Annotated in this window: 14 protein-coding genes; 6 read left to right on the forward strand and 8 right to left on the reverse strand. The window is 61.2% G+C overall.

Annotated elements, in window-relative coordinates:
• Positions 1-5,784: apolipoprotein A-IV repeat region-like domain-containing protein (locus DOU54_RS19510; RefSeq protein WP_286079942.1), on the reverse strand; the 5,784-nt coding region annotated here is incomplete at its 3' end.
• 477 nt (positions 5,785-6,261) lie between these two features.
• On the opposite strand from DOU54_RS19510, the gene DOU54_RS19515 reads away from it, so the two are divergent.
• Both DOU54_RS19515 and DOU54_RS19520 read left to right on the forward strand, forming a co-directional pair.
• Positions 6,262-6,630 (forward strand): Hpt domain-containing protein, encoded by a 369-nt coding sequence (locus DOU54_RS19515; RefSeq protein ID WP_022556070.1) that lies wholly within the window; start codon positions 6,262-6,264, stop codon positions 6,628-6,630.
• 131 nt (positions 6,631-6,761) lie between these two features.
• A complete protein-coding gene (locus DOU54_RS19520) occupies positions 6,762-7,082 on the forward strand; it encodes a 2Fe-2S iron-sulfur cluster-binding protein (protein ID WP_006697584.1) in 321 nt (106 codons plus the stop codon).
• Between the two features lie 302 nt (positions 7,083-7,384).
• On the opposite strand, the gene DOU54_RS19525 is transcribed toward DOU54_RS19520, so the two are convergent.
• Positions 7,385-8,011 carry a DUF922 domain-containing Zn-dependent protease gene (locus DOU54_RS19525; RefSeq protein WP_004441483.1) on the reverse strand — a complete coding sequence of 209 codons (627 nt, stop codon included), beginning with the start codon at positions 8,009-8,011 and terminating at the stop codon, positions 7,385-7,387.
• 103 nt (positions 8,012-8,114) lie between these two features.
• Between DOU54_RS19525 and folP the strand changes: the two genes are divergently transcribed.
• The 3 genes from folP (at position 8,115) to folK (ending at position 9,939) form a co-directional block, all read left to right on the forward strand.
• Positions 8,115-8,975 carry a dihydropteroate synthase gene (gene folP / locus DOU54_RS19530; RefSeq protein WP_162749571.1) on the forward strand — a complete coding sequence of 287 codons (861 nt, stop codon included), beginning with the start codon at positions 8,115-8,117 and terminating at the stop codon, positions 8,973-8,975.
• Positions 8,976-9,053: 78 nt separating this feature from the next.
• Positions 9,054-9,419, forward strand: coding sequence for a dihydroneopterin aldolase (gene folB / locus DOU54_RS19535; protein WP_003502532.1), 366 nt, complete (start codon positions 9,054-9,056; stop codon positions 9,417-9,419).
• 4 nt (positions 9,420-9,423) lie between these two features.
• Complete coding sequence (gene folK / locus DOU54_RS19540; RefSeq protein WP_193603401.1) at positions 9,424-9,939, forward strand: 2-amino-4-hydroxy-6-hydroxymethyldihydropteridine diphosphokinase; 516 nt, start codon at positions 9,424-9,426, stop codon at positions 9,937-9,939.
• A gap of 13 nt (positions 9,940-9,952) precedes the next feature.
• On the opposite strand, the gene DOU54_RS19545 is transcribed toward folK, so the two are convergent.
• The 4 genes from DOU54_RS19545 to DOU54_RS19560 form a co-directional block, all read right to left on the reverse strand.
• Entirely contained in the window at positions 9,953-10,513 is a 561-nt protein-coding gene (locus tag DOU54_RS19545; RefSeq protein WP_004441493.1) for a hypothetical protein, read from the reverse strand.
• Between the two features lie 129 nt (positions 10,514-10,642).
• Complete coding sequence (locus DOU54_RS19550) at positions 10,643-11,722, reverse strand: YcjF family protein (protein ID WP_004441496.1); 1,080 nt, start codon at positions 11,720-11,722, stop codon at positions 10,643-10,645.
• On the reverse strand, positions 11,719-13,197 hold the full coding sequence (locus DOU54_RS19555; RefSeq protein ID WP_113381070.1) for a YcjX family GTP-binding protein: 1,479 nt from the start codon (positions 13,195-13,197) through the stop codon (positions 11,719-11,721). Before DOU54_RS19555 ends, DOU54_RS19550 begins: the two co-directional genes overlap by 4 nt.
• Positions 13,198-13,324: 127 nt before the next feature.
• Entirely contained in the window at positions 13,325-13,801 is a 477-nt protein-coding gene (locus DOU54_RS19560) for a SixA phosphatase family protein (protein ID WP_048902808.1), read from the reverse strand.
• Between the two features lie 302 nt (positions 13,802-14,103).
• Here DOU54_RS19560 and dksA point away from each other — a divergent pair, with 302 nt between their 5' ends.
• Positions 14,104-14,523 (forward strand): RNA polymerase-binding protein DksA, encoded by a 420-nt coding sequence (dksA, locus tag DOU54_RS19565; RefSeq protein ID WP_004441503.1) that lies wholly within the window; start codon positions 14,104-14,106, stop codon positions 14,521-14,523.
• A 102-nt stretch (positions 14,524-14,625) separates the two neighbouring features.
• Here dksA and DOU54_RS19570 read toward each other — a convergent pair whose 3' ends face one another.
• Together DOU54_RS19570 and DOU54_RS27550 are read right to left on the reverse strand one after the other, a co-directional pair.
• The gene (locus tag DOU54_RS19570) at positions 14,626-15,873 is read right to left on the reverse strand and encodes a flagellar biosynthetic protein FliO (protein WP_162749573.1); all 1,248 of its coding nucleotides are present in this window, start codon (positions 15,871-15,873) and stop codon (positions 14,626-14,628) included.
• Positions 15,874-15,986: 113 nt separating this feature from the next.
• Positions 15,987-16,343 (reverse strand): hypothetical protein, encoded by a 357-nt coding sequence (locus DOU54_RS27550; protein WP_193603402.1) that lies wholly within the window; start codon positions 16,341-16,343, stop codon positions 15,987-15,989.
• Between the last annotated feature and the right edge of the window lie 57 nt (positions 16,344-16,400).

Consider the following 16,400-nt stretch of genomic DNA (forward strand, 5'->3'; position numbering starts at 1 on the left):
GGCAGGTGCTGGCTGCTGCTGCGCCGGGCGCTGCTGTTGAACCGGCGCCGGGGCTGCGGGCTGCGGGCGCGGCTCTACACGGCGCTCGACAGCCGGCTGGGTTGCGGCGATGGCGCGGGCAACCGGCTCGGACACTTCCATCTGCTGCGTCGAGCGGCCGACGAGCTGGGAAATATCCTGCAGCGCCTTGATCTGCTCGGATACGGCGCGGCGCATTGCGGCCGCACTTTCCTTGGCTTCTTCCGGCAGGTCGAAGGCACCACGCTTCAGTTCGGCGCGGGTCGCGTCAAGTTCGCGGCGGATATCGTGGCTTGAGCGACGGATTTCATCGGTCGCGCCGGCGAAGCGGCTCACCGCTTCCTCGACAGCCTGGCGCAGCGTTTCCTTGAGGTTGGCTGCGGCCGCATTGGATTTTTCGGAAGCACTGCCGAGAAGGTTGTCGACTTCCGAGAGAGAGGATTCGACACCGCCGCGCAGGCGGTTGACCAGCTCGTCGGAGTATTTCTGCGCGTCGGAGAGCGTGCTCTCGATCGAGCGGCTGGCATCCTGACCGGCGGCGAGCAGGGCGCCCCGCATGGTCTGTGCCGCCGAACGGGCGCGCTGTTCGGTTTCATCAAGCGAGCGGCCGATATCGGAGAAGGAAGCCTGCAGATTTTCACGCAGGTTGCCGGCGACGTTTTGCGAACGCTCTTCAGCCTCGTTAAGTGTGGTTTCCACCACGCCAATGACATTGCGCATGGCGCTTTCGATTTCCTCGGAACGCTTGACGAGGCCGACAGACAGGCTGCGCAACGCATCCTGGCGTTCTTCCAGCGTGCCGACAAGGCTCGACTGGGCGGCATTCAGCAGCTCGGATGCCTGGCTCAGCACCTTCGAATGTTCTTCGAAGCGGCTGACGATGCCAGCGACCTGTGCCAGCGTCTGGCCGGAAATATTCGACAGACGGTCGATCTTTCCTTCCAGCAGACGGCTGGAACTGGACACCATGTCGGCGGCCTGCGACGCGGACTCCGAGAAACGAGCTGCAGACGCATTCAGCGCTTCATCCGCTGCACCGAAGCCCTGAGCGGCGCGCTCAACGGCCGAATTGAAGTTGGTTGCCGACTGTTCGACGATTTCGGCCATGCTGTTATGGGTCTGCGACAGCATATCCGTGCTCTGACGAGTGGCGGCAACCAGCTTGTTGGCTGCTTCGCTTCCGGCGCGGGCATATTTGTCGATACCCTGTTCGACGGCGTCCGCCATTGCAGTATGGGTTTCCGACAACATGTCGGTGCTCTGGCGAGTGGCTGCGACCAGCTTGCTTGCCGCATCCGTTCCCGCGGCGGCATAATCGCTGATTGCCTGCTCCACCATGCCGACCATGCCGCTATTGCTCTGCGACAGAAGCTCGGCGCTCTGCTGGGCAGCGGACACGATCTTTTCGGCGGCTTCGCGGCCAATGGTGGCATATTCGTCGACGACCGGCTTGGCTTTTTCCTCGATAAGACGCGACAGCTCCGCGGAGCGGCTGGCCAGCATCGAGTTGAGTTCGCGGGTGCGGTTGTCCAGTGCCGAACGGATCGATTCGCCGCGCGCGTCGAGGGCGGATTCAACACCCGTCAAAGTCTCGGAAATGACACCAACCTGTGAGCGGACAACGGCTTCAGCCTCGGCAACCTTGTTGACGATGATGTCGCCCGCCTCGGAGAAGGTCTGCGCCACGGCGGCAGCCTGGCCGGAGAGGCGCGTCTGTGCATCCGAAATACGGTTGACGATCTCACCCGAGCGTTCCTCGATGGCCTTGGTAAAGGCCTCGTTCTGTGCCTGCACCTGTTCGGCGAACTCCGCGCCGGACTTCGCCAGCAGGGCGGAGGAACGGGCAGCTTCGTCGCCGATGCTTTGCGTGGCAGAGGTGACCGCGCCACGCAGGCTGACAGCAAGATCGGTGGCCTTGCCTTCGATGGTGCGATTGACGTTTTCGAGACCGATCGTCAGTGCGCGGTCCATCGTGCCGAGGCGCTCATCGATGCGGGCCGTGCCGGTATCGAAGGTTTCGGCCAGGCGGCTGGTGCGGCTTTCGAAGGTGTCGGCAACGCGGGTCGTCTGCTCGTCCAGGATGCCGGTGATCCGCTCGGCGGCCTCATCGCTGGTGCGCGCAAAGACGGCTGTCTTGTCTTCCAGCGCCTCGGCGAAGCGGCGGCCGGCATCCTCGATCGACGTGTTCACATTGGCGAGATCGCCGCCGACGCGTGCCTGAAGCGTATCGAGAGAGGTCTCGATGCGGGTGCCGGTTTCGTCGAGACGAGTGGTGACGTTGCCGATAGAGGTCTCGATTTTCGAGGAGAGGGCGTCCGTCGCGCCGCCGATTTCGCGTGCGGCTTCGCCGATCTTGACGGCGATATCGCCGGCGCTGTTGCGAAGACGCTCTTCCAGCGTTGCCGCACTACCGTCAATCGCCTTCTGCAGCGTTTCCTGCTGGGTTTCGAGCGACAGTTCAAGCATGCTGGCGCTGGAGGCGACAGTGGTGCCGATCATCATCGCCTGCTCGGAGAGCATGTCGCCCATCTGGGTCGTGGCGGAGCTGAGCGTGGCTGCAATTTCTGCCTGACGCTGCTCAAGCGTGCTGCGGATGTCCTCGTGCGATTGCGAAAGATTGCTTTCGAGGCGCGAGACGCCTTCTTCCACGGTCTGCGCAAACCGGGTGCTGCCGTCCTCAACGACGCTTTCAATGCGGTTGGCCGCGCCCGAAACGCTTAGCTCGATCAGACCGCTGTTGCGTTCCAGCGATCCGGCAATACGCTCGGCCTGCGAGCCGAGCATGGTTTCGAGCCGCTCATGGCCGCTGGCAAGCGCATTTTCAAGCGTGAAAGCAGTGGCTTCCAGGCGTTGGCCGACGCCGGCCGCCGCAAGCGAAAGCGATGACGCCCTGGCGTCCATGGCTTCGGCGATCCGTTCTTCGACACCCGAAATGGTCATGTCGAGCGCCATGGTGCGGCTGTCGAGCGCATCGGCGATGCGTTCTTCCGCACCCGATACGATACCGGAAAGAGCCGCCGTGCGGGTGTCCAGCGCGCTGGCAATGCGGTCTTCCACGCCGGAAACGGCGCTGTGCAGGGCGGCGGTGCGGCCGTCGAGAATATCCGCGATCTTTTCCTCCACGCCCGAGAAGCTCATGTCGAGCGCCATCGTGCGGCTGTCGAGGACGTCGGTGATGCGCTCTTCCGCGCCGGAAACGACTGACTTCAGCGAATCCGTGCGGCTGTCGAGCGCGCCGGCGATGCGGGTTTCGGCGCTGGCCACCAACTCGCCGAGAACTGCGGTGCGTGAATCGAGCGTTTCGGTGATTTTTTCCTCGACTCCGGAGAAGGCCATATCCAGCGCCATCGCGCGGCTGTCGAGTGCATCCGTGATGCGTTCTTCCGCACCCGAAACCACGGCGTTGAGGGCTGCGGTGCGGCCGTCCAGCGTTTCTGCAATCCGGGTTTCGGCGCCCGCCACCACATCGCCGAGCGCGGCTGTACGGCTGTCCAGCGCGCCGGCAATTTTCTCTTCGGCGCTCGCCACGATGCCGGTGAGGGCGGAGGTGCGGTTGTCGAGCGTCTCGGAAAGCCGTTCCTCCACATTAGCGAAGGTCATGTCGAGAGACAGGGTGCGGCTGTCCATGGTGTCGGCGATACGTTCCTCGACGCCGGAAATGGTGCTGGAAAGCGCAGCCGTGCGGCCATCAAGCGTTTCGGCGATACGGCTCTCGGCTCCGGAGACGACGTCGTGCAGGGCAGCCGTGCGGCTTTCCAGCGTGTCGGAGATGCGGTCCTCGATGCCGGAGACTGCGCCGGTAATGGCTGCGGCCCGCGTTTCGAGCGTTTCGGCAAGGCGACGTTCCACGTCGGCGACGACGTTGTTGATCGCAGCTGCACGTTCGTCGAGCATGGCAGCGAGGCGTTCTGCCGTGCCGGAGACGGAGCCGGTAATAGCCATGGAACGGCTGGCGAGCGCTTCGTCGAAACGGTTCTGGCTGGCCGAAAGCGCGCCGAACAGGGCGTTGCTGCGTTCCGACAGTACGGCGTCGATCTTCTCGTGCGAATTGGCGAAGACGTCTGTGATTTCGGCGGTGCGCTGGCCGATCGCGTCGCTGAAGGCCTGAGTCCGGGCCTCAAGCGCGCTTTCCAGCATTTCCTGACCCGTGCCGAGCGCGGTGGCGAGCGCCAGCGACTGATCGGTCATGGTGGTGCCGATGCGTTCCAGACCGGCGCTCAACATGGTGTCTAGTGCTTCAGAACCGCCCGCCACGGTTTCGTTGATCCGGGCAAGGCTTTCCATCAGCTTGCTATCGAGGCTGCCGGCGCGCTGGTCGAAGGCGCTGGCGAATTGCGCCACGTGTTCATCGAAGGCCGAGTTGACCTGACCCACCGTCGCCTGCATCCGTTCCTCATAGAGGCCGGAGCGGAGATCGAGATCCATGATGGCGTCGTCGGCCGTGCTCTGCAGGCTCTGGCGGAAGGAGAGGCCTTTTTCCTCGAGCGTCGTGGAAAGCTTGTCGAGCACGGTATCCAGCGAACCGCCGATGATCTGCTGGCCGCGTTCGATATTGCGGTTGAGCTCGAGCGTGCGGCTGGAAAGCGTCTCGTTGAGCTGGCGGGTGCGTTCCTCAAGCGCGCTGTTGAGGCTTTCCACGCCGCTGTCGAGCGTCGAGGCATGGATCGCGAAACGTTCGAGCAGCACTTCACCGCGTTCGTCCAGCGTCGAGGTGAGATTATGCAGCCGCATGTCGAATTCGTTGGAAATCGTCGTGCCGGAGGAGTTCAGCGCCTGAAGCAGGTTTTCGGTCTTGGCAGCGATCAGGCTGCCCATCGCTTCCGTCGAAGCGCGCGATTTTTCCAGGAGAGCCGCCGAACGTGTGTCGATCATCGACGCGAAGGCCTCGCCGGTCGTGGCGATCCGCATCGAAAGCTCTTCGCCGACGATGGAGAGTTCTTCCTTGATCTGTTCCTGCGCGCCGACGATGGAGGAGCGGATGCGCTCGGCATGGTTGACGATTGCGTCGCGTTCGGCGGTCAGTTCCTGCACGAGGCTGCGCACGCGCAGCTCATTGTCCGCATAGCTGCGCTCAAGCGCATTGACTTCGGAATGGACGAGGGTTTCGAGTTCGGTCGCACGCGCAATGGTGCGCTCGATACCGTCATTCATGGCCGAGACTTCACGGCGAACCGCCTGGCCAACGGACATGATGCGATCGGAGGCAACGGTTTCGGGTTCGGCAAGACGAAGCGCGACTTCCGCCATGGAGCGGGCGGCGTTGCGCAGATCGCGGGCACGCGCCATCATGATGGCGAAGGCGAAAAACAACATGACCGGCACCAGAATGCCGACGACGATCGCCATCAGGCCGGGGATCGCGGCGAGGTCGGAAAGCGAACTGATATTCCAGAGCGCATTGCCGTAAAGAAGATGCGCGATGCCAAGGCCGCCGAGCGCCCATATGACCGACATGATCGTGGCGTTGCGAAGCGCGCCGCCGATGGACCCGCCTTCCAGCGATTTGAGGATCATGGCCGGGCTGCGCTTGGACCCGTCATTGGCCGCTTCGAGATTGGGCGATTTCGGCGCCGGTTCGACAGGCGTGCGCGCGACTTCGGGAGCAGGGGTCGGTCTGCTGGCTTCCTTCACTCTGGCCTCCGGCTGCTTCGGCGCTGCAGTCTTCCGCGTCTCCGGCTTTTCTTCGAAAGCGCCAAGCTGCAGGGCATCTTCCAATGCCTGGAAAGCAGTCTCGTCGACAGAGTCGCTGATCTTGTTATTCGCCATGCGGTTACGCCTCGTTACACATACGCCCGGCTTCATGCCGTTGGACCGCCTGCCTATGCAGGCGGACTGCCGCCATCATGCCAGCGGAACATATCCCTCCAAGAGAGAACAATCCCGCCACTTACCAAATCCCGAATGCTGGTGATCCAGCTTTCGGGCGAAATTACAACACTGTGCCGCAATAACAAAGCTTGTGCTTAGGCCTCGCAGCAACAGCAGTACCGTAGTGACACATTTAGGTGTTCGAAACAATTAATGCGGATTTGCGGTGGTGGCGAAGTGTCGGCTTTTTAACAGTTTTTAAACCTGAGTTTCACGCTGAACGCCTTGTTTCGCATAAGTTTAACATAAATTAACCATAGCAGAAGATTTTCAGCCGCGTCACGCCGTAATTTAAGCCGATAGCACGGGTTAGGATGCCTGAATACGACACAGATGTGACACGAAACAGGAAACGGCAAGACAGGAATTTGAGACATGGCAGCAGTCAGTATCGCTTTCGAAGCGCCCGATAATTGCGGCGGCGCGCCGGTCACTGGAAAAAAGCCTATCGATTTCGATCATCTGGCCCGTCAGACGATGGGCGACAAGGATCTTGAGATCGAGGTGCTGCAACTGTTCAGCCGCAATGCGCGCGCCGCGCTGCACGAAATGGCGGGCGCCGGCGACACGGGCGTGAAGGCGACCGCGCACCGCTTGAAGGGGGCAGCACAGGCAGTCGGCGCCTTTGATGTTTCTGTGGCTGCCGCCGCCGTGGAGGCTGGTGGCAATGACAGCGCCGCGATTGCAAAGCTTGCGGCCGCCATTGTCGAGGCGGAAAATTTCATCCTGAAACTTTGCCGCTGAGGCGTAACTCATCAAAATTGCGGTTTCGCAAGGCCGGTTTAGGCCCTGGGCGCCCTCCAAGCGGGTTGCCAAGGCGAACCGGCCTTTCTATGTGTTTAGAACAGTTCTTAGATCACATTCTGGATTTCGGCATGACAAAACTGACAATCGTTGCCTTTGACGGCACGCCCCATGAACTCGACGTGAGCAACGGTTCCACCGTGATGGAGAATGCCGTGCGCAACTCCATCCCCGGCATCGACGCGGAATGTGGCGGTGCCTGCGCCTGCGCCACCTGTCATGTCTATGTCGACGACGCCTGGTCGGAGCGCGTTGGCGGGCCGGAGCCAATGGAAGAAGACATGCTGGATTTCGCTTTCGACGTGCGGCCGACTTCGCGTCTTTCCTGTCAGATCAAGATGAGCGACGACCTTGACGGTCTCGTCGTTCACGTTCCTGAGCGCCAGGGCTGAGACGAAACGGCTTTGCGGCAGAAAAAGCCCCGCTCACCAAGGTAGCGGGGAGCGGGGCGAGGCGGGTACGCAGCATGCAGGCGAGGGAGGAAACACCTGCGAGCCCTCAAGTGCGCACCGGGAGAACCGGAGGCGGCTGCGACCATCAAAGCTTTTGAGACAGTATGGTCCGAAACCGTACGTACAACGTACAATGAGTCTCGCCGGACGCACCATCACCAGAAGTCACGGGTGAGATCGGACATCACGTAACGTCATGTCGGCCAATCATTCAGCTTTGTCGGAAGAAAGGCGCGGATCTCTCAGCGGCGGCTCTGTCCCTGTTCGAGCCGGTTTTTCAGGAGCCGTGTCATGCGGGCATCGAAATTTCGCGATTCCACCACGTCGAACCGCATCTGGTCCCTGTCGTGCTCGTCCATCACCGTCTGGGTGATCTTGCCAACCATTTCCTGCAGCGTTTCACAGTTTTTCTGGGGGCGAAGCGCGGTCAACTGCCTTTCGAGCGAACGGGCGTGAGTGCGGGCGATTTCGGCGTGCCGTTCCTCGTGGCGCTTGATATCGGCAAGCAGCGTATCCCAGATGAAGGCCAGTTCCGCCGTGGTGCGGCGGCGGTTTTTCCATTGCGGCAGGAGAATCCGGGTATTCAGCACCACTTTGGCGGTTCCGACGCTGCAAAGGCCGTTTTTCTCAACATAGGTGAGTTCGCCACCGAATTTGATTTCGGTCGCGCCCGGATGGCGCGCGCCGGTATTGCGGGTCAGCGGGCCGTGCCTGGAAAGCTGCTGGTCGAGGTCGGCGGCGGTTTTGCCGCTGATCGAAAAATAGGAATAGGTCTTGCGGACGATGGTTTCGGAAAAAGCCGGTCCGGGGATGGAAAGTGCGACTGCGACCGCCAAAGCGGCGCAAAGAGCACGTGATGATTTGGTCATGACCCGGCCTTCCGGTTGAACTTGAAAAACGTTTGCTGCATAGGCGGAGCGGAACTTATAAGAATTGGCATAACACTCCGTTATTCCGAAAGGCACGTGTTACGTGATAACAGCCGGCAGCAACGCGTGGCAAGCGGCCCATGGCCGCTCCCTGAAACTTGATGGGCGTGGCCGTATTATGGCCATCGTCAACGCAACGCCCGATTCCTTTTCGGATGGCGGCCGTTATCTCGCCGTTGATGCGGCTTTTTCCCATGCGCTGACCTGCGTGGAAGAAGGAGCCGACATCATCGATATCGGCGGCGAGTCCACCAGGCCCGGGGCTGGCGCGGTAACGGAAGCCGAGGAGCAGGATCGGGTGCTGCCCGTCATCGAGAAATTGCGCCGCGAGACGGATGTATTGATTTCCGTCGATACCTATCGCGCTTCGACGGCTCGGCTCGCCATCGCGGCAGGGGCGCATATCGTCAATGACGTTTTCGGTTTGCAGAAAGACGCCGAAATGGCGGGCGTGGTCGCCGCTACCCGCGCGGGCGTCTGCATCATGCATACCGGCCGTGACCGGCAGAAGCTCGCCGATGTCATCGCCGATCAGTTCGAATTCCTCAATCATTCGCTCGAGATCGCCGAGGACGCGGGTGTTGCCCGCGATGCCGTCGTGCTGGATCCCGGTTTTGGTTTTGCCAAGGACGAACGGGAAAACGTTGAGCTGATGGCCCGTTTCAGCGAGCTTGCCGCCTTTGGCCTGCCGGTTCTTGCCGGCACGTCGCGCAAGCGTTTTATCGGGTCGCTGACGGGCCGGGATGCGGCCGATGAACGCGATATCGGAACGGCTGCAACGACGGCGATCCTGAGGCTTGCCGGCGCTTCGATTTTTCGTGTGCACAATGTCGCCGCGACGCGTGATGCATTGGCAATCGCCGATGCGGTTCTTGCCAAAGCGTCGGCAAAGGCCGATGCCTAGATCAATGAGTGCCGGAATGTCATGTCCCGAGGAGGGTGCGGCTTTCCGGCGAAACAGTCCTGCCATGGAGGCGATGCGATGAGCCGCTATACCATCATCCTGAAAAACTGTTCCTTCTTTGCCCGTCATGGTCTTCTTGAACAGGAAGAGGTGTTGGGGCAGCGCTTTTTCGTCGACGCCGAGATGGAGGTCGAGGCGGGCGACGCGCTGGAAACCGACGATATTGAGAACACCGTCGATTATGGCGTGGCTTTCGCGGTCATCGAAAAGATCGTCGTCGGCCAGCGCCGGTATCTCATAGAGGCGCTTGCGAACGACATCGCCAAGGCGCTGCGTGCCCGTTATCCGCAAATCGTCTGGCTGCGCATCACGGTGCGCAAGCCCTCAGCGCCGGTTCCCGGTATTCTGGATTATGCACAGGTGAGCGTTGAACACCGAGCCTGAAACGATGACCGTCGCTACCTTGGGTCTCGGCGGCAATATCGGCGATGCGGCCGCCGCCATGGCCAGGGCACTGCGCGAACTCGATGCGCATGGCGATTGCCGCCTGATGGCCGTCTCCAACCTTTACCGCACACCTCCATGGGGCAACACGGATCAGGCCGATTTTTTCAATTGCTGCGCCTTGGTCGAGACCGCGCTTCCGGCGCCCGCGCTGCTGGAACTGTGCCTCAATATCGAAAAAGGCATGAAACGGGTGCGGACGGAACGCTGGGGCCCGCGCACCATCGATATCGATGTGCTGACCTTCGGGAACCAGTCTATCGTTACGGAAAGCATTGAAGTGCCGCATCCGCGCATGACGGAGCGCGCTTTCGTGCTGATGCCGCTTGCTGATATAGCGCCTGATCTCCAGGTCAGGGGAAAGTCCGTCCGGGAATGGCTTCAGCAGGCGGACAAGAGCGGCATTGTCAGCGCAAACGAAAAGCGGGAGTGGTGGACACTCCCGCCTTGCAATGGCTGAAAAACTGTAGTCTTTACGGCTTGATCGAGCCGACAGCCAGCTGGTCGATATCGCGCGCCAGCGTGACGCCGATGACCGGTATCATCTGATCGGCGACCTTCACCGAGATGGTGATGTTCATCGAATTGTCGTTGGAGACGCGGGCAACCATTGCACCGTTGAGTTTGGCGCGGTTGATGCCGACGACGACCTTGTCGCCGCTGACCTGTCCGGAGGTGATGTCCAGACCCTTGCCGGCCGCGCCATCAAGGAACCTGCCTTCGTAGCTGTTGCCCTTCTGGCTGATGACGGCGGACATGGGCTGGCTGAAGACGCCGACGCGGCAGGTGCCGCCGAGCTTTATGCCGGTCTGCTTGTCGTCAAGCGGTTCGCCCGTCAGGTCGCAGGTGAATTTCGTGCCCTTGTATTTGCCGGCGACGATTTCGCCCGGACCCTTCCAGACGCCGGCAACGGAGCGGAAAAACACGTCGTCGCGATCGCGTGATGCGGCATGCACGTCAGACATGCCGAAACCGCCGCTGACGGACAATATGGCGGCAAGTCCGCCCACAAGCGAAAAGAAGCGCGAATACATGATACTTTCCCCGGCGAAGAAGCCTGTTCGATAGGCTGCAATCTACCGGCGGAATGGTTAATGCTTGGTTTATTTCACTCTCATTTGCGGCGTCATCCGTAACCTTTTGCACCGCTCAAAGCCGAGCAATCAGGCTTTCTCGCCGCTTTTTCCACTGCTTAAATCGGGCGTGAGGTCGGACATGAAATCGCCGATTCCCGGCCGTTTCACAGCCCTGAACGGCAGCGGGCGGCAAAGATCCATTGCGGCAATGCCGATTCGCGCCGTCATCAGGCCGTTGATGACGCCTTCGCCGAGACGTGCGGAGAGTTTCGAAGCAAGGCCGTGTCCGAGAACCTGTTGAGCGAGCCCATCACCGACGGCGATCGAGCCCGTGACGGCGAGATGGGCGACGACATCGCGCAGGAGTTTCAGCATGCCGAGCGTGCCGGGACGGCCGCCGTAAAGCTCTGCCATGGCGCGCACCAGCCGCGTCACTTCGAACAGCACATAAGCGAGATCGACGACGGCGCGTGGACTGACGGCGGTGACAACCGAGACCCGTTTTGATGAATTGAGAATCAGCGCCCGCGCCTGTCGGTCGAGCGGCACCAGCAGTTCACGTTCGGCAAGCTCGATCAGATGCGGCCCGTCGATGACATCGCTTTCCGTTTCCTTCAGCGCCGCGCGCCCCTTGGCCGTTTCCGCCCGATGGGAAAGGACGGCATTCAGGCGGGTGACGATGGCGCGGGCGGGTTTCGGGCTCTTGTCAAGGCTTGCCGTCTCGGCATCCGCCTTGAGAGATTGTACGGCATTCAGCCGCATGATGCCGAAGACTTCGCGGCCGACGAGGGCGAGAACCGCAAAAAGCGCCACGATGAGGGCGATCGTTGCCGTGTAGCCCAGCCAGTCGGAGCGGGAAAACAGATTGCGGATGAGCTGATCCGCCCAGAGCCCGAAGGCAAGCGAGAACAGCACACCCAAGGCACCAAGCGCCAGCTTGCCGAAGGAGAAGCGGCTTTTCTTCGGTATCGCCACGGGCAGAGCGGCAGCGTCTATGTCCTCAGGTGCCAGAAACGGATCGTCTTCATCTGGCGTCAAAGATATCTCCGCATCGAAACTGCGCGGCGCTCGCTTCTGCGTGGCGGACGGTCGTGCCGTCTCTTCCGTTTCGAGCGTGAAAGCGGCGGGGCGGCGCGTCTGCGGATCGTTTTGTGTGGGAGCTTTCATGCGAGCTTGTCTCCGAACAGGAACTGCATGGCGCGGTCGAGCCTGATATGTGGAACGGAAAGCCGAATGCCGCCGCTGCCCGGCTCGTCAATGTTGGGCGGTCGAAAACGCACGACATTGACATCAGGTAGTGTCGCCTTGTCGCCATCCCGGTCTATGCTGCGGAACAATGGCTCCGGATCGTCAGGCAGGTCGCCCGGAAAGATCGCTGTCTTGCGATTGCCGTCAAATGTCTCGCCATTGATGGTTTCGCCGGCCATCGGCGTGCCCACGATGACGGGCAGTTCGTGGCCATCTTGTCGAACGCTTGCCTCTCTCGTGGCGCGAACCGAAGCCAGCGCCATGACTTCGATACCGGCGCCATTCATGCCGATGGTGGTGATGGCGCGGTCGACCAGACGCCGGGTCAGGCGCTCCAGCCGGTCATGGCTTTCGTGATGCAGATGATCGGCCTTCGTAGCCGTAATCAGCACCTTGTCGATGCGACGGCCGATCAGCGACGACAGCAGGCTGTTGGTGCCGGGGCGGAAACAGGCGAGAACATCGCCCAGCGCTCGCTCCAGATCCTGAACGGCTTCCGGACCGCGATTGACGGCCTGCAGCGTGTCGATCAGGACGATCTGCCGGTCAAGGCGGGCGAAATGCTCGCGGAAGAAGGGTTTGACGACAATCGACTTGTAGGCGTCGTAGCGCCGCTCCATCATGGCGCGCAGGGAGCCTTTCGGCGCTTTTTCGTCCGTCAGGCCGGGAAGCGGCGCAAAGGTCAGCGCGGGCGACCCTTCCAGATCGCCGGGCATCAGGAAGCGGCCGGGCGGCAGGGTGGACAGCGATCTCTCGTCGGACTTGCAGGCCTTGAGATAGGCCGCGAAGCTTTCAGCCAAGCGTCGGGCCGTCATTTCGTCGGCGGGCGCGTTGATATCGAGCGAAGAGGCGATGGCCAGCCATTCCTGTGCCAGCTCGGCGCGGACCCCGCTTCCGGCCAGCGAGACTGTGGTATCGCTGAATTGCCTGTAATCCTGCGACAGAAGCGGCAGGTCGAGCAGCCATTCGCCGGGGTAATCGACGATATCGATGGAGAGCTTGCCGGCCGAGAACCAGCGGCCCCAGCCGCTGGCGCTCTGGTAATCCAGCGTGATCCTGAGTTCCGAGATCGCCCGCGTCGAATCCGGCCAAAGCCGGTCGCGCACCAGTGCCTGGATGTGATCTTCATATTGAAAGCGGGGAATGGCGTCGTCCGGCTGCGGCTCCAGCCGCACGTTAGAAACGCGTCCGGAGCGCATGGCCTCAAACAGCGGCAGCCGTCCGCCGTTGAGAAGATTGTGGACCAGCGAAGAGATGAAAACCGTCTTGCCAGCCCGCGAAAGGCCGGTGACACCAAGCCGCAATGTGGGGTGAGTGAGGTTACTCGCGCGGTCGGCCAGATTATCGAACGCAATGAGCGCACTGTCTGTCAGGGACGTAAGAGAAGGCGGCAATGGCAATTTCCCGGCTGCGTTAAACGGTCACGGCTGCAATATAGGAAGATATGGTTGCCCAAAAAAGAAGCGCGCCATCGGATTTTCAGCGCGCCTTCTTTCCACAATTCATCGCACGCCGAAGCGATTATTTGCCCGGTGCGAGGAAATCGACCAGCCGCCAGCGGTCTCTGCCGTTGCTGGCACCGCCGTCGTGATCCAGAACCGCGAGGCCCGATGTCGGAAAACCCGAGGGCAGGGCGGCATGCAGCAGGTCCTCGCCTATCATCGCTTCCAGCGTTGCCTCCATGGTGGGGTTATGGCCCACCAGCATTACTGACTGCGCCTCCGTCTGAGCGGCGACAAGCGAGAGATAGGTTTCGCTGCGCGCATTATACATCTCATCGACATAGAAGATGTCTATGCCTTCATTGAAGGCCCTTTGCCAGGCCTCCGTTGTCTGCCGGCAGCGAACGGCCGTGGAAGACAGGAGGACTTCGGGCCGGTAGCGGCGGTCGGCGGCGAGGTCGGCAATGACCTCCGCCTCGGCAAAGCCGGCCTCGTTCAATCCCCGGTCGAAATCCCGTTCTCCCGGCGCCGCCCAGGCGGCCTTGGCGTGGCGCAGAAGATAAACTCGGCTCGGGGAAGATGCTGTCAAGGGCGGGGACCGGCGTTCGAATGTCAGGGCACGGGCGGAATGCTACAGGATTGGGTTGCAGGACCGCAAGTCCTCTTTCCTGTTGGTAAGTCGCATTGAAGTGATTGAAGAAGAGATCGCTTCAATACGAATAAAGAATAAAAATTAGTCATTTAGATGATTTTTGTGTCAGTTTTAAAAATGCCCGAAAACTGATCTGTAGACTTGAACCGGCCACTATCATTGGAGTATACACCGCCGCATTGAGATGTTCTTCGAGGAGAATCGCGTTGAGTGAGAAGATCGATCTTAGCAAATATGTGCTCTCGGAAGACGATGAGTTCATGAATGCCAGCCAGCGCGCCTACTTTCGCGCGAAGCTCATAGCCTGGAAAAACGATATCCTGAGAGAAGCGCGCGAGACGCTCGGACATCTCGCCGAAGAAAGCGCCAACCACCCCGATCTTGCGGATCGGGCGTCTTCCGAAACAGACCGGGCGATCGAGCTTCGCGCCCGCGACCGTCAGCGCAAGCTGATATCGAAGATCGATGCAGCCCTTCAGCGGATCGAAGACGGCACTTACGGTTATTGCGAGGAAACAGGCGAGCCCATCGGCCTCAAGCGTCTGGACGCGCGCCCGATTGCGACCCTCTCCATCGAAGCGCAGGAGCGCCACGAGCGTCGCGAAAAAGTCTATCGCGACGAATAAGGCTAAGCCGCGTCAGACCGGTGACACTATAAAAGAACAAGGGCACGGAAACGCTTCCGTGCCCTTTTTTATGCAATGACCTCGGCCGGGCAAATTCGTCCTTCAGCGGTCGCGGGTCACCGAAAGCTCACCGAAGATGCGTGCCATCTCCTTCTGGACGTCACCATCCGGCGATGCGCCGGTGACTGGTGGCGTGGCCGGCTGCGGTTTTGCCTGCTTTTCCGCTACGGGGAGAGCGTCCGGGTCACTATCGGTTTCCTTGCTTTTGGCGATCTCGGCTTCGAGGAAGCTCTCGAAATCGCTGGCCAGCTCGTCTGAAAATTTCGGCTCGGTGTCATTGGCGGCGACAGCCGGATTCTCAGGTTTGGGAGGGAACGGGACAGACGGTGCGCTCGCCGCCGGGCTCATACCGGGAAGAACCCGCTCCCGCGCAGCGTCGAGAAAATCGGCTGCGATGGATTGATTGATCACCGGCTCGCGCGCAGCGAAAACGGGCGGCGCAACGTCCGCAGGCCCGTCCTCTGCCGTCTTTGCCTCTATAGGTCCCTGGGCCGGGATCGGCGGCGCAACCGGTGCGGGGGCGGGTGCCGAGGGTTCGGCCCGCTTAAACTCCGGCCGCTCCGGGGCGATGGGGAGTGACGCGGCGGCGACGGGCAGAACGGTCGCGCCGGCGGCGGCTACGGTCACCGGTATTGGCGGCGGGGCAGGACGGGCCGCCTCCCGCTCGGAAGGTGCAGGTCTTGCCGGCGCGGCGGATTCACGCGCCGTCGGAGGCGGGGACGCAGGCGGCGGTGGCGTTGCCGGGCGCGGCGACGGTGGTGCTGCCGCTGCTGTCGGCGCGGGACGTTGGGCTTGAGCGGGCGGTTCCGGCCGTTGCGGCTGCTTCACCGGCTCCTCCGCTATCGAAGCGGGCGCAGGGGCTTGAGACGGTTGCTGCTGCGGCAGCACGGCGCGGCGTTCCGGTGAGATGGAAGGCTCGGTCCTTTTCGGCTCGCTTTCCTGACGCGGGAGCGCCTTGAGTTCCGGCTCCTGCACGTCCCTGACGATCGGGATCGCGCCTATGCCGCTCTCGATGACGATATCGGTTGGGCCGCCGATCATGACCAGATGCTCGACATTGTCGCGCCGCACCAGCACGAGCCGACGACGCGCATCGACGGCTGTGGCGTCAAGCACCTGCAAACGTGGCTGCCGGTTGCGGCCGCCGCGGATAAAGGGCGCCGAACCGCTTCGTCTGCGCAGGATCCACAGAGCAATCGCCAGAACGAGGAGGGCCACACCCACACCGACGACGGCGACGATGAGACGGTTTCCATAGGTGCCGATAAAATCTTCCATCATGGAGATCATCCCTTCAGATTTTTGGCTTTTTAATTTCTTGGGCAATTAATATTGCCGTGGTTCTTATAATGTGAACATCAAGCACGAAAAGACGATTTTTTTAGGCGCGACACAAGGTTTATTCATTTCAGCACGGGCATCGCCTTATCGATGGCAACGGCGCCACCAAAGCGCCACATCTCGTCCTTCAATGCCGGGGGAGAGCGAAAGTTGCAATTCTTCCAATAGAAGGTAGCGCTTGCCATGTTTCGATCCCGTCTCGTCGGACCCGTACTGAGGCGCTGCACTGCCGCCCTGTTGATTTCCTGTTCGGCAGCGGCGGATGATAAGGCGCCAGGCAAGGTTTTCACGATGGATGAGTTCGTTCGGGACAACCCATCGTGTGTGGACTTTACCGATGGATGTTCGGTCTGCACCGTCAGTGACGGCAGGATTGAGTGCTCCGCGCCGCGGATCCAATGCCAGGTGAGGGAACTCACCTGCACGCGCCATTAGTCTTTTGAGGCTGATATGCGGCTTTGAAGCCGTTTTCGCTG

Source organism: Agrobacterium sp. MS2, from assembly GCF_003261015.1.
Lineage (GTDB): Bacteria > Pseudomonadota > Alphaproteobacteria > Rhizobiales > Rhizobiaceae > Agrobacterium > Agrobacterium pusense.

Bases quoted from the DNA above. Each gene is read 5' to 3' on its own strand.
- DOU54_RS19515 (WP_022556070.1), top strand. From the start codon at position 6,262: ATGGCAGCAGTCAGTATCGCTTTCGAAGCGCCCGATAATTGCGGCGGC.
- DOU54_RS19520 (WP_006697584.1), top strand. From the start codon at position 6,762: ATGACAAAACTGACAATCGTTGCCTTTGACGGCACGCCCCATGAACTC.
- DOU54_RS19525 (WP_004441483.1), bottom strand. From the start codon at position 8,011: ATGACCAAATCATCACGTGCTCTTTGCGCCGCTTTGGCGGTCGCAGTC.
- folB (WP_003502532.1), top strand. From the start codon at position 9,054: ATGAGCCGCTATACCATCATCCTGAAAAACTGTTCCTTCTTTGCCCGT.
- folK (WP_193603401.1), top strand. From the start codon at position 9,424: ATGACCGTCGCTACCTTGGGTCTCGGCGGCAATATCGGCGATGCGGCC.
- DOU54_RS19545 (WP_004441493.1), bottom strand. From the start codon at position 10,513: ATGTATTCGCGCTTCTTTTCGCTTGTGGGCGGACTTGCCGCCATATTG.
- DOU54_RS19550 (WP_004441496.1), bottom strand. From the start codon at position 11,722: ATGAAAGCTCCCACACAAAACGATCCGCAGACGCGCCGCCCCGCCGCT.
- DOU54_RS19570 (WP_162749573.1), bottom strand. From the start codon at position 15,873: ATGATCTCCATGATGGAAGATTTTATCGGCACCTATGGAAACCGTCTC.